Below are 14,106 nucleotides of genomic sequence, written 5' to 3' on the forward strand. Positions count from 1 at the left end.
GATCTTCCTGCGGGGCTTGAATTCGATTAATAGCTTCTACTTCGACCTTGACAGTGCTCAAGCGAGAATGGCATTGGTTGAAATTTCGATAATCTTCTCTGTCATCTGATAACGAATTCGGGACCTGTCGATGAAGCACCACCTGTTGGCAATGCTGGGCTTGCACCCCAAGGTACTGACTGAGACCCTCTACGGTTTGTGTGTCAAACGAGGGATCGCCATTACAAAGGTGATTGGCATAGCGAGTGGAGTGGCGAGGCAGAAGATCGTTTCCGAGCTGCTGAATCCCGTTACCGGCGAGTTTTACAAGTTGTGCCGTGAGTATCCGGAGTGTTTTACCGGCATTCAGTTCTCGGCGGAAAGTGTGCGGGTGGCCCGTCTCGGAGACGACGAAATAGCCGACATCGCCAACTCACGCCAAAGCCAGGCGTATTTGGATTTGATCATGCGAACGGTGATGGAAATGACCGCGCACAAAGAGGTTTGCCTGCATAGCGTGGTCGCAGGCGGCAGGCGCACCATGAGCGTCTATCTCGCGATGGTAATGCAGCTTCTCGCGCGGCCGCAGGATCACATGTACCATCTTTTTGTCGAGCCGTGGGAGGCGGAGACAAATTCGGATTTCTTCTTTCCGCCCCGCCAGTCGAGGCCCATGACTACGTACGGCGGTCTGGCTTTCGATGCAAAGGATGTGCTCGTCGAACTCGTGGAAATTCCTTTCCTGCATTTGCGGCCGCACGTGCCCGCGGAGCTGCTGCGCTCGCCCGACTATCAGGACATTCTCGCGTGGGTGCAGCGCGAGGTGAATGTTGCACCCCAACTCCTGCCACTCAGCATTGACGTAGATCAGCATCGCATTCTGATCGGCGCCATTCCAATCTCCCTGGAACCGGCGGAGTTGGCGATCTATTGGTATTTTGCCGAGAAGAGTGCCAAGCGCGAGGAACGTGTTGCTCGGGAGTATTATGAAGGCTATTTCGAAAAGCCAAAGGCCGATGGACATTTCTCCCGCCAGGCTTCGGCGCGCATGAAGAGTCTGTATGAAACTCTGGTGCAGCGCCATGGCATGCGCAGCCGTTTTCTCAATGCTTTCAACAAGGAAGGCCGCATTGATTTGGAGCATCTGCGCCCGCACTTCAGCAACCTCAAGCGCAAAATCAGCGAAAAGTTTCTGGACGAAGATTTCAACCGCTGGTACGTCGTCTCCGCCATCGGTCCGCGCGGGGATACGTGCTATGGCATTCGGTTGGATCGGGAGTTTATTCGACTGCCGGAGGCAAGATTGTGACAAGGTTGGGAGGGTAGCGGCTAATCTCTGCTCTTCCGATTTTTTACAGGATTTCAAATTGTGCGCGTTCATTCAATTGATGGAGAAAAACATGCCGTGCGACGTCGATAGTTTGAAAAGCCAAACGGAGAATTATTGGCGCAATTTACAAGATGCCAATAGCGAGAGGGCCCGTGACGGAATTGTTCAAAGCGTTTATCTTGAGAGCTTGCTCCGCGATGAAATTGCCTGCGCAAAGGAGCGCGCCCTCACCCAAGAGGGCGTTTGGCCGCAAGAACAGGCCGAAGTGCTCGTGCTTTTAGTCGGCCACTCCATCGAGCCGCTCTTACAAACCGTTTGCGCTTATGAACCAAAAGAAATCGTTTTGGTTTTGAGCCAAAAATACAACGCGCCTAACGACGGGATGCTCTTTGCGGAAGATCATGTACTGCCTTGTCTGCGCGCGCTGAAAGAGTTGGAATCGCCGCTCCTAAAGCGGCATTTTGCAGAGCTTCGCTGTGTTTGTCCGAAACCAGGGCAAGGCAGCAGGCCCGGCGATGTTTTTCAGCTACTCTTTGAAGCTTTGAGCGAAGACGTCAAGAAGAAAAAAAATATCATCATTGATATCACCGGCGGCAAGAAGAGCATGGTTGCCGGCGCCTATTTCTTTGCGACCTATACCAACGTCAAAATTTCTTATGTCGATTTTGAAGACTATCATGAAAGGAAACGGCGGCCTTACGGCTTCTCGTGCCAGATCGGCCTGCTTCCTAATCCCTATGAAATTTTCGGCCTGCGCGATTGGGAACAGGTCAAGAGCCTTTACAAACGCTTCTTCTTTGATGAAGCCGTCAAGAAACTGTGCATCATCGCCAAAGACATGTCGTCGGAGTATTTTAAACCTGAACAAATCACCGCAGTCGAAACGTTGATCAAAATCATGCGCGTTTATCACGCATGGAGCGTGGGCGATTACGCGCAAGCGAAAAAGTTGAGCGACGAAGTAAAAGTCTTGCAGCCACTCGCCTCGGTTGAAGCATTGCACGATAAGTGGCCGGAGAATATTGACTCTGAGCCCAGGCTGCGACTAAGCGATTGGGATTTTTATTCCAATCACAAGCTCATTCTGCAATACGCGCTCGATGAAAGCGCCAAAGTGGACCGCATTGTGAAACTCAAGGAAGATTACCGCTCCGGTCTGTTGCGCGCTGCGGGTTTGAACGAGGTGTTGCTCAAAGCGCGGCTAGCTTTTTTGTGCGAAAGAAAGATGCTCTTGCTTTATAGAAAGGATCAAAAGCTGGCCGATGCCGACGCTCAAAACACCGTCGTCGATGGGCAACAAGTTAAAGCTTGGTTTGCGGAGGAGATACTGCGAGCAAAGAACAAGGAGAAAGTCCCTGCAAAAGCGGCACTGAAAGCAGAAAAGACCGAGAATGCCTTGCCATATATGAGCCAGTCACCAGAGTACCGTGCGATACTAACAAAAGATCGCGACCTCAGAAATGGAGTCATCCACTTCGTCATTCCAGTTTCAAAGCAGATCGCATACGAAGCCGTGGATGCAATGCACAAAAACGTGCAAGATTTCGAGCAAGTATGGGTGCAATCAGTTGACCCAAAACACCAAATAAAGCCGGATACTTTGCCGACCTGGGAAGAATTGTGCGGATGGTGCAATATCGATTTTCTGCTGCATCCAAAGAAACAGGAGAAGCAATCATGAAACGTTATCTCGTGGCGGCCGACGCCGACCAAATTCAAAACCTGCTGTTTCGATCCTCGCACTTGCGCGAGGTCATCGGCGGCAGCATGATGCTGTCACGGTTTTGCAAGGAAGAGACGAACCCGGCGTTGGCGAAAATTATCACGGACTTTCACGGCAACGTCATTATCAACGACGGCGGCAGTTTCCGCCTAACCCTCGGCTCCGACAAAGAGGCGAAAGACTTTCTCGAATGCCTCGCAGACTTGTTCCGTGAAGAGACCGGCGGTACGCTAACCGTTGCCGGACCGATTGAGTATAACGACGGCGAGTTTCGAAGTAAGAACGAAACGCTCCAACTCGAATTGCTCAATGCAAAATACTACCGCACAGGCGCAGAGGCCGAGCCGCAATTGCCCGTCAGCGCATTTTGCACGTCATGCGGAATTGGTTTGGCGGCGCAATATGCTAGACCGGCATGGGAGCTTCCCGGCGAAGAAAAGACCTATTTGTGTAATCACTGCTACGACAAGGCAGAAGACAAACTGCTCAAAGCGCATTTCTTCTATCAAGACTACCGTGATGCAATTAAGAAGAAACACGCCGCCGACTTCAATAAGTTTTTGGAGAATCCCAAAGACCCGGCCGAGCTTATCGGCAGCCTCGATGCAACACAATATGTCGGCTATGTTTTGGCGGATGTCAACGGCATGGGCAGGCATTTCAACCGACGTGAATCACCGGAAGACCTCACTAAGTTGTCCAATGATTTGACGGCCGCGCTCTGGGCAAGTCTAGCAGCGCCGATCCCGGATTTGATCAAACGCTTGCGGGAACGCAAGAGTGGAGAACGTGAACTCATTGAGAAGTTGGAAAACCGCATGCCCATCGTTCCTCTCATCCTCGGCGGCGACGACGTGCTCGCACTCGTGCCTGCGCGTTATGCTTTAGATATTGGCTCCCGTTTCGGTGAAGAATTTGAAAAGCACATGAACGGAATCACCATCGGCGTGGCGGTGATCATTTGCCAAAAACATTATCCCTACACTTTGGCATATGAAAGAGGGCACAAATTGCTGGAGCAAGCGAAAAAGCACGGCAAGAGTCTTGGCACGCAAAAGCTGTCGGCGATCAACTTCGAAGTGATTCTCGGCAACGAGCTGAAAGTTTCGGCGGAGGATGAAGTGGGTAAAGAAAAAGAGTATCACTCTTCGCTGAAGCCTTATTGGATCGGCGCCAAAGCAAATGCGGAGTCATCCGAGTCTTCGCATGCCGGAATTCATTTTGAGCGCATCCTTCATCATCGCCTCGCACTCAAAAACATTCCACAAAAGCGCTTGCACGAGCTGCGCCGTTTCTTTGACCCTCGGCGATTAAACGAGTTGCACAAAGACAAAGAACGAGAAGAGTGGAACAAAGGCTTCGAAGATTTTCTTCATAGGATAAAACCTGAAAGCTGGGCCAGTGCGCTGGAAAGCGCCATAAAAGAGTTGGGACCCTGGCGCAACATCAAGCGATGGCCAAAAAAGGATTTCGATCCCGCGACCGGCCTGCTCGATTTGATCGAAGCATGGGATTATGCTTACAAACTGGATAAGCCGGACAAAGACTACCAACCGAAGGAGTCACGAGCATGACATTGACATTCAAACTCGAACTGAAATCCGATTATCACGTCGGCGCCGGCCATCGCAAAGGCACGGAAATCGACTCCGCTTTGCTGCGTGAACACGACGGACGCCCGGCATTGCGTGGCTCGTTGCTCGGTCAAATGTTGCGCGATTCCGCGCGAGAGTTATTGACGACTCCTGTGATGGCAAAGCATGGATATGGAATCTGTAAAGCTTCGGGCGACCGAGAAGAGCCGGAGTATTGCGGCCAATGGCAAAATAATGAAGGCGTTTGCCCGATTTGCCGCGTCTTCGGCACACCGCGCGCGCCGCGACGCTGGCAATTTTCTTCCGCATGGTTGCAGGGAATGCAAGCCGGCGCAACAGCAGAGAATCATAGCAACGATTGGGGCGCGCAACCCGTCATGCGCGTGCGCGTCAGCCCAGAAACTCGCCGCGCCGAAGCGAATAAATTGTTTAGCGAGGAGATCGGCGACAGTCGCTTGGTCTTTCGCTTCGAAGCAACGTGGCAGGGCAACGGCAAGCCTGATGAAAAAGAAATCGCACTGTTAGCTGCCGCAGCGGCGAACATGCGGCATCTCGGCAAAAGCCGAAGACGAGGCCGCGGGGTGTGCCGAGTGCAATTGATCAAGGTTGACAACCAAGAGCCGCCTGAAAATGTTGACTGGCTCAAGCTGTTCAAGCAAGAATTGGTTGACAAGAAATGGCAGCCCGAACCGCACGAGCAAAACAAATCGGCACCGGCGTTGAGCGCGGAATCGCCTGCGCCGGCTTGGCAACCGGTGCGCGTGCGTGTCGTTGTGCATTTGGACGAGCCCGTTTTGGTGGCGCACCGTTCTTCGGCTGGAAATCAATTCGAAGGCCTCGACACGCTTCCCGGAAACATTTTGCTCGGTGCATTGGCCGCGCGCGCCGTGCGCCATCTCGATTTAGGCAAAACTGACGATTATCAAAACTTCGTCGGCCTCTTTCGTCGCGGTTGGGCGCGGTTTTCTTTTTTGGCATTGGCTCATGAAAAACACGACAAGCTCTACCCCGCCTTTGCGTCGCCTCTGGATATCTTTCGCTGCAAGCGACAATCTCCGCATGACCCGCAAAGAAAATTTTACGACCGTGCCTTTGCGCTAACGGAAGCGGAGAAAGAAAAAATCATTTGCGATCTCTGCGCCAAACAATACGATGAGGAGGACGCCGAGGTCGAAAAACTCGAATGCCTTCAAACTTTGCGCGCCGGCTTTATGCAGGAACTCGCTTTTGAGCAACGCGAAGAGATGCACGTGCAAATCAACCCCGCAACGCAGCGCGCCGAAGACGGCAAGCTCTTCGAATATGTTTGCTTGCAAGCCGGCCAATATCTCTGCGGCGAAATCATTTGCCGCAATCAAAAGGTTTGGGAAGCTCTGCGCCAATGCGCCGAATTGATTGAAAGCATGGAAAGCAAACAGCAAGCGATTCCGTTGCGCTTGGGCAAAGCCACGCGCAGAGGTTATGGGCGCGTCTCGGCGTTTTTCTTTGTTGAAAAAGACGACAAGGGGCTTTATCAAAACACTCTGAGCCAACGCCTGCCCGATCCCAAGCAGCCGTTCACGCTTTTGCTCACCACCGACACGATCATTCGCGACAAGTGGGGCCGCTTTCCGACACGCTTTGAAGAAGATTGGCTCGCTGAAGCGTTGGGCTTGGAAAAGGGAGACCTCAAATTGATTCGCGGCTTTGCCAAAACGCGCGAGATTGACGGATTTCATAACTACCTCGGCCTGCCGCGCTGGCGCGATCGCGCTTTTGTTGCGGGTTCGGTTGCGGGCATTCAAATCGTTGGCGGCAAATATACCAATGATGAGATTGTGAAAAAGCTGGAGCGTCTTGAATGGGAAGGCATCGGCCTGCGCCGTCACGAAGGCTTCGGCCAAATCGTGGTCAATCATCCGGTGTATGAAGCCATTAAAAATCCACACAGCGGAGCCCGAATTGATATCGAGTGGAAGAGCAAGCCGCAAAGAGTCAAGCTTGAAAACCAAATTGAAAACGAGCGCAAGTTTCGGCAAGATTGGGAAGGGATTCTTGCACAACTTGGCGACAAGCATCTCGACAAGCATCTCAAGGAGGGCCAACGTTGGCGGCAATTCGAGTTCAAAGAATTCGCGCCGGTCGCGCGGCTGCTGCGTGCGCGAAGCGATGCCGCGATCAGTGATCTTATAAAAGAATTGCAGGCGTTGGGGGATTTCAAACTCGAACAACCCGAGGGCGAGAAAGAGCTATACGTGGAGAAAAAGCTGAACTACCGGATCAAGCTCGGAGAAAACCAAACACCCGCGCCGCGCGAGACCAAAAAGTTCTTCGAGAAAGAAGACAGGGGCAAGCCCGGCATCGAATTGATCAAAGAGGCTTTTGCCAAGTTGCAAACGACTTCGAATGACGCGAAACTGCGCGCCATCGGCGTGGAAATGCTCGCCTTGATCATCGCCGAGGCCGCCAATCGCGCCATCAAAGAAGGGAGAAAATGATGACCGAAAAAAAATATCAAGCCGTGATCGCCGAACTGATCTTCGAAACGGCGCTGCACGTGGGTACCGGCCGCGACAATCCCGGCACCGATGCACCCGTGCGCCGCAATAACACCGGCGACCTCGTGATTCCCGGAACCGCGATTGCCGGCGCACTGCGAACACTCGCAACTCGCCTCGCGCCGCGAATCGATCTGACAGCAAAGCGAAAGTGTATCGAACTTTCTTATGAAGACAAACAGAAGCGCGAAGAAGATAAAATCTGTGGCTGCGCGGTTTGCCATCTCTTCGGCGAGTTCTATCCCAACAAGAAAAACACCAAAACCGAAGATGATGGCGGTCGCGCCTCGCGTTTGTGGATTTACGATGCCAAGCTTATCTCTGCGCCGCGGCCCTTCGTGCGCGACGGCGTAGGCATTGATCGCAGAACCGGTGTTGCGGCCAGCGCCGCGCGGGTGAAGTTCGATACCGAAGTCGTTCCCGCCGGAGCCAAGTTTGAATTGCGTGTTGAAATGGAAGACGTCAACGATAATGACCTGAAGTTGCTCGCCGCAACGCTCGCGGAATGGCAGGCGGGTCGCGCCTGGCTCGGCGGCAACACCGCGCGCGGCTTGGGCAACGCCAAGCTTGACAAAATTCGTTTCATGCGCAATGAGTTGGATACTGGAAAGCAGTTATTAGATTATCTCAAAGCTGATGACCCGAAGGACGCTGCCACAGAAGTTACAGACTGGTTGAAGCACAAGGTCGCAAATGCGCGCGAAAATCCCAATCCTGGTTACAACGGCAAGAATCGGCCGTTCCTCGCCGCGAGTTTTCAACTTGCGTTCGACGGCCCGTTTTTGATGCACGACGCCACTGCGGCCACGGTCGTGGGCTTCGATCATCTGCCCTTGCTCGACGCTGTTCCTGGATTTAATGAAAAACCGCGACCACCCCTCATGGCCGGCTCAGGCTTGCGCGGCGTTTTGCGCTCGCACGCCGAACGTATTGCGCGCACGATTGCTTCATTCAACGCTTACAACGCATACAAAGAAGGCAAAGGCGAGGCAAGCAAGCTATTTCTCAAAAGTTGCCCGGCGTGCAATCCGTTGGAAGATGATGCCACGAAACCTTTGACAAGATGCGATAAGTTTTTGGAAACCTCCGAGGAATTTGAGAAAATAAAAGACCATGTCGAAGATAAGCACCTCTGCCTCGGCTGTCTCTTGTTTGGCAGCACCGTGCGCGGCAGCCGTTTGAAAATGATGGATGCGAAGCTCGAAGGTGAGCCGCAATGGAAGCTGCTCGATTTTCTTGCCATCGACCGCTTTACCGGCGGCGGCTTGGAAGGCGCGAAGTTCGACGCCATGGCCTTGTGGCGACCGACCTTCAACGTGAAGTTGTTTCTCGAAGAGCCGGAAGATTGGGAACTCGGTTGGCTCGCGTTGGTGCTGCGCGATATGATCGAGCAGCGTTTGACTTTCGGCTTCGGTGCGGCGAAGGGCTTTGGCCATGCGCGAGCGCAAAAGATCGAAATTCAATGCGGCTTCTTGCGGGATGATGATTGGGGCGTTGATTTCGGTAAAATCAAACCCAAAGATGAAAATGTGCCCGGCTTCTATCGCGTGGCAAAATTCACCGAAGCTGATTGGGAAGCGCAGAAAAGTATCGTGAGCAAGTGGGTCGAAGTTTTTCGCACGAAGCTAAAACGCGAAGGCGAAACTTTGCCAACTCGCAAGCAAGACTCCTACTTCGATGGCAATCTTGAAAAACTCTATCCCCTGACGGAGGCTTGATATGAGCGAATTAGGAAAGCTTGAATGGAGCAAAGATAAATTTGCGGTTTGGGGTGGAAAGCTGAAACCGACTGAATGGCTCGACTTTCTCGAAGCATGGAAATGGAAAGACGACAAGCGCTGGCGCATATTGGAATTCGTCAGCGACTTCAAAATCGAGGACGATAAACCGCAGATTATTTCTGAAAAGGATATTCCGCTTTTGGAGCGCGCCGAGTTTTTCGGCAAAAGCGGCCACCTGAGCACGCGCCGCGACGGTGAAACGGTTTATTGGCACTTCGTCGGCGAACGTGACATCAAAGTGCCGGATGGCTATGATGACGTGAAGAACAATTATTGGACGGCGCATCCCGAAGATAAATTCCGCCGCTCTGAAAAGCACATGCTCCTCTGGGGCGAGCGCATCAAAGATGGGGACACATGGACGAACGATTGGTTTGATGACCGCGTCGGTTGGGCGAAGTTGAGCTATCCTCATGTTGAAGAGCCAAAAAATGGCAATGCGGAAAATCAACCCCCTGCTGCCAAAGAACAAAATCAGCGCGTGCAAGCGAACTACTGGCAATTCACCCGCGCCGGACAGGTGGCATTTGTATGGCTTACGGGTCTGAGCGAATATCAACCGCAAGAGGAACAAAATGGCTAAAGGCGAAATCGTTGCTTGGAAAGAAGATCGAGGCTTCGGCTTTATTCAACCCGAAAGCACAAACACGCAGGAAGCGCAGTTGTTTTTTCATATCAATGATGCGAGAGCCGTGCCGCGTGAGCAATTGCGCAAAGGTACTCAGGTGGAATATTCCGTCGGTCCAGGCAAAAAGAGCAAAACTGCTGCTAAAAATGTGCGCATTGCGGGAATGCCTGCTCCGGCACAGCCTCAGCAGCCGAGAGAAAAGAAAGCAGAAAGCCGCCAAGTTCAGCACTCTTCAAAAGGCTATCGCTTTCTCAATCCCTACAACTTTGCGCGTTGGCTCGAAAGTCCGCAGTCGATTCTAAGTCATCCCGACACACGTTATCTCAACAGGCAACCGCCTCCGCCGCATGACCGGTGGGTTGGGAAGTCCGGTGAGATCGAGTGCGAATTGACGGCATTAACGCCGATTTTTATATCGGATTCTCTCGCCAAATTCGCCAATGAAACCGACAAAAAAGAACTGCACAAATCTTTTGAATTTTTCAATGTCCCCAAAGGCGACGACTCTGAGCCGATCCTGCCAGCATCGAGCTTGCGCGGCATGGTTCGCAATATTTTCGAGGCAGCAACGAACTCGTGTTTCGCCAGTTTCGACTACGGACAACGGCTCAGTTATCGCCTCGCACCTAGTGAGGCTTTGAAGCTCGTTCCGGCGCGGGTGCTGGCCCCCAGAAATAAAGGCGAAGTTTGGCGACTGCAGCTTATGCTGGGCTCGGCAACGCTTACGATTGGCGAAAACCCACGCCGTGGACCATATGCTGCCACCGTGCGGCAGTACCCGCGTGCTCCACAAGCTGGCAAAGGTGAAGTTCCATCTGCGCATCATGAAATTGTAGATATCAATGACTACAAGCATGGCAGTGAATGCTATGCTTTAGCTAAAATACCACGGCAAGGCCCCCTTGTCTGGAATGTGACGCATTTGGCAGATTCGTATGAAGAACTCGAACCCTTGCAGGATGATCGTTCGGAGATTTTAAAAGGCTATCTTTGCATCACCAATCAAAACATCGATCTCAAAGTTAAAGAGCGGTTCTTCATCTCCGAGTACAAAGACAGCCCGACGCTCAAGGAGATTGAATTGCCAGACAATGTGTGCGTGGAATACGAAGAGTTGATCCGTGATTATCAATTGCGGCATCGTGAAACCGTTGAGACGTGGCGCAAGCAGCATTATGACCCATCAAAACCTCGCAAGATAAAAAAGACGCAGGGGCGCGAAGTCTGGGAACCCGCTTTTAGCCGGTTCATTTTGGAATCTACCTACAAACTCAAGGGCAACGAGTTGGTTTATGCCTACCTGGAAAAAACTGCGAAAGGCATGAAAGTGCGATTCATTGCGCCGGTTTCCATTCCTCGTGTGGGATACCAAAACAAAACATACTTAAGACTTCCGAGCCACCATTGGAAATGCGAAAGCCATGACAAGCTTTGCCCTGCTTGTCGCACGTTTGGTTGGGTTGAAGGCCGACCAGGAGTCGAGAAAAATGAACGGGAGAGTGATCGGAACAAGATTGTGGCTTATCAAGGCCGAGTGCAATTTACCCACGCGACGCTGGATGAATCTCAGCAACAAAAGCCTATGGACGAAATCACCCTGGCAATTCTCTCTTCACCCAAGCCCACGACCTCGCGCTTCTATTTAATGCCTGTGAAGGCGAAGCCTGAATCCAAACAAGGTGCGCCCGACGAGCAAGTGGGATACGATGCGCCGGACATGATCATTCGAGGCCGCAAATTCTTTCGACATCATCCAACTGCGAATAGCAACGAGTATGAGCGCGTTCGCGGCATTCCCGACGATCAAAACCGTACGATCAATGGGGCTCTTCCTGTAGGAACGAAATTTCGTTTCAAAGTTAGATTTGAAAATCTCGCAGCGGTTGAGCTTGGCGCGTTGCTCTGGGCGCTGGAGATGGAATCAAACATGTGTCACCGTTTGGGATTTGCCAAGCCTTTAGGCTTCGGCAGCGTCCGCATCAACGTCACCGGTATTCGGGAATTGAACCTAAAACGTTACGACTCGTTGGACGGTGAAGGTTGGCAAGCTCTAACTGAGCAAAAAGCGGAGCTCATCCGCCGATTCAAGGCGGCAGTGGCGCACGCCTATTATCGTAAAGATGAAAACGAGTTCGCGAAGCTGGAGAATATCGCTGATTTGAGCAAGATGCTGAATACGTCTCAGCCGCAGCTCCCGATTCACTATCCGCGACCGCAGGAAGTCCCTGATGCCGAGGGAAAGAATTATGAGTGGTTCATGGGCAACAAGAGGCCGAAAAGAGGACCAGGCTATCTTCTGCCGCTTGCGGTTGATGATACGGCGGGATTTCCATTGATGGAAAAGTTTGGAAACCTGAAAGAATAGACGCCACAATCTTCAGGGAGCGTGAATATGCTAGCGGTAGAACCTTGCAAGCTGGTTGAGTTGGGAACACTCATCTCGAACCTTCGTGCCATTGAAGCTGACGTCAGTGTAAAAAAGGCTCGAGGGCAGCTCGACTCCGTTTTCGATTTGCTCGGTCTCTTTGGTCTGCAAAGAACGATCAACAAAATTGACGGTATCGCTCAAGATATACGAAATCAATTTATAGATATTGAGAGCACAAACGGTAACGGCAAAGAGGAGACCGATACTAGCAATTACGCCATCGGCATGGGTTTAGCCAATGATTTCGAAGCATTTGCGAATCAAGTTGAATCAGAACTGAAGCGTGAATGTGAAGATCGTGAAGAGCTTCGAATTTTCATTCCGGAAATGAAGCTGCATGAACTGAAAAGACTAATCAATACGGAAAAAGTCGTAAGTGAAGAATTTGTCGAAGGCGCGTTTAATTGGCTGCCAAAAGTGGTGAAACACGACTTTAAAGATGCGGCCTGCTGTTTGTCTTATGGCGTGAGCACAGGTGCCGCTAGCTTAATGCTCCGTGCAACAGAGGCTTCTTTACGGCACTTTTATCGTTGCTACTTGAAGACAGAGCCTTTCAACAAATCTCATTGGCAAAATCTGAAAAACAATTCGGATAGACAGGACCAACTACTTCCAGAAACCCTTAATTGGTATAAAATGACGAAAGGGTTAGACGGGGTATTTCTGAATGAACATGATCCTGATTTATATCATGAACTTGAAATATTGCGTGAACATTATCGCAATCCTACACAACATGCAGCACGAAGATTTGACAAAAGGGAGGCTGAGATGTTGTGGAAGAACTGCTGCAGTGCCGTCAATCGAATTCATAATCGAATTCAAATAGAAGATGTAGTTTTGAAGGTTTGCATGCCATGGCCTTGCGATCTTGACACCTTGTTCGCTATTCATCTCATCAATGACAACGCGGGCCTAATTGGCGAGTGGGAATTTGTTGGTCTCAACGACAAAAGCGATGACCATCAGGGAGGTTATGTGGTCAATTGCGCGAGGGGACAATTCGACCGCAGTCAACTCAAAGAACCCAAATCCGCCAGTTGGATGCTTATAAAGCATTTCTGTTTACCTGAAGGCGGCGAATGGCAGAAACTTCTAAATCATGTGAATCAGACCGTCGTTCTTTACAAAAAAAATCCCAATGTCGATCCCCCAAAAGGGCTTTGGGGCTATGTTCATTGGTACATGAAGAATATGGTTGAGGAAATATCTAAAATAGAAACCATTGAAAAATTCTTGCCATTGATTGAATCCTATCTTGGCGACAAAAACCCAACTGATTTAGCGATTCTAAAGGACTCCATTCTTAAACTGAAATCGCCACTACCTCTACCTGAATGGCTGTAGAAAATTTTTTAATCTTCGTTGAAGGAAGACAGGAGCCTCCCATGTCCCAAGACTTCACCCCCGCCGAGCTCAAATCGCGGATTACCAAGCTCCACGATCCGCGCACGCCGCAGGAAGAGCTCAAGCGTATCGTCATGACGCTCGCACACCTCGATAATGCCGAGGCATTGCAGGCGCTGGAGGAATTTCGTCAGTCGTCGCGCGCGGCGGAGGTCGAATGGATCGAGCAGGCGATTGACGAATCCACGTACTTCGTGTTGGAGCCAAAGAACGAGCGCGAGGAGAAAGATTACCTTCGCGTCGAGTTGTGGCAGGAATACGAAGAAGAGTTGTACGACAAAATGGCTCAGCGCGAGGCTGCGGAAGTCCACAAACAGCAGCTCGAAGTCGAGAAAGAATTCCTCGAAGAAGCCATGGCTGCTGCGCCGAATGAGAGCATCCGTTTGCAAGTCATAGCGCGCCACAGCGGCATTGACACTCTCATTCTCATGGCCGTGAACGATCGCATGAATCTCGAAGACGAAATTGTCGGCTTGGAATTCATCCTCGCGCAAATTGAAAAGGCCGTCGAGTCGCCGCTCTATCGCACGCACGGCAAGCGCGAGATCGGTGTACATATTCATCGCGATTGCGAGACCTGGCTCAAAAAACGTAAGGAATAGACATGGAACTGTTCAACGCTATTGGCTCTTTTGTCAGCATTCTCGCCGCGCTCTTTTCGCTTTTAGCGTGGCTCAAGGCGCGTAGAGTACAAAAAG

General features: G+C 51.4%; 9 protein-coding genes. All 9 read left to right on the forward strand.

Annotation, left to right across the window (positions count from 1 at the left end; genetic code table 11):
• The first annotated feature begins 130 nt into the window (after positions 1-130).
• From FBQ85_03625 to FBQ85_03665, 9 genes are read left to right on the forward strand one after another with little or no spacing between them, the layout of a single operon-like run.
• The gene (locus tag FBQ85_03625) at positions 131-1,288 is read left to right on the forward strand and encodes a TIGR02584 family CRISPR-associated protein (GenBank protein MDL1874246.1); all 1,158 of its coding nucleotides are present in this window, start codon (positions 131-133) and stop codon (positions 1,286-1,288) included.
• Positions 1,041-2,990 (forward strand): hypothetical protein, encoded by a 1,950-nt coding sequence (locus FBQ85_03630; GenBank protein MDL1874247.1) that lies wholly within the window; start codon positions 1,041-1,043, stop codon positions 2,988-2,990. The genes FBQ85_03625 and FBQ85_03630 overlap by 248 nt, the downstream gene beginning before the upstream one ends.
• On the forward strand, positions 2,987-4,606 hold the full coding sequence (locus FBQ85_03635) for a hypothetical protein (protein ID MDL1874248.1): 1,620 nt from the start codon (positions 2,987-2,989) through the stop codon (positions 4,604-4,606). Before FBQ85_03630 ends, FBQ85_03635 begins: the two co-directional genes overlap by 4 nt.
• Complete coding sequence (locus FBQ85_03640; GenBank protein MDL1874249.1) at positions 4,603-7,104, forward strand: hypothetical protein; 2,502 nt, start codon at positions 4,603-4,605, stop codon at positions 7,102-7,104. Before FBQ85_03635 ends, FBQ85_03640 begins: the two co-directional genes overlap by 4 nt.
• On the forward strand, positions 7,101-8,882 hold the full coding sequence (locus FBQ85_03645; GenBank protein MDL1874250.1) for a hypothetical protein: 1,782 nt from the start codon (positions 7,101-7,103) through the stop codon (positions 8,880-8,882). The genes FBQ85_03640 and FBQ85_03645 overlap by 4 nt, the downstream gene beginning before the upstream one ends.
• Before the next feature lies 1 nt (position 8,883).
• On the forward strand, positions 8,884-9,528 hold the full coding sequence (locus tag FBQ85_03650) for a hypothetical protein (GenBank protein ID MDL1874251.1): 645 nt from the start codon (positions 8,884-8,886) through the stop codon (positions 9,526-9,528).
• On the forward strand, positions 9,521-11,938 hold the full coding sequence (locus FBQ85_03655) for a TIGR03986 family CRISPR-associated RAMP protein (protein MDL1874252.1): 2,418 nt from the start codon (positions 9,521-9,523) through the stop codon (positions 11,936-11,938). The genes FBQ85_03650 and FBQ85_03655 overlap by 8 nt, the downstream gene beginning before the upstream one ends.
• Before the next feature lie 27 nt (positions 11,939-11,965).
• Positions 11,966-13,348 carry a hypothetical protein gene (locus FBQ85_03660; GenBank protein ID MDL1874253.1) on the forward strand — a complete coding sequence of 461 codons (1,383 nt, stop codon included), beginning with the start codon at positions 11,966-11,968 and terminating at the stop codon, positions 13,346-13,348.
• 41 nt (positions 13,349-13,389) lie between these two features.
• The gene (locus tag FBQ85_03665) at positions 13,390-14,010 is read left to right on the forward strand and encodes a hypothetical protein (protein MDL1874254.1); all 621 of its coding nucleotides are present in this window, start codon (positions 13,390-13,392) and stop codon (positions 14,008-14,010) included.
• The last annotated feature ends 96 nt before the right edge of the window (positions 14,011-14,106 follow it).

Source organism: Cytophagia bacterium CHB2 (assembly GCA_030263535.1).
GTDB lineage: Bacteria > Zhuqueibacterota > Zhuqueibacteria > Zhuqueibacterales > Zhuqueibacteraceae > Coneutiohabitans.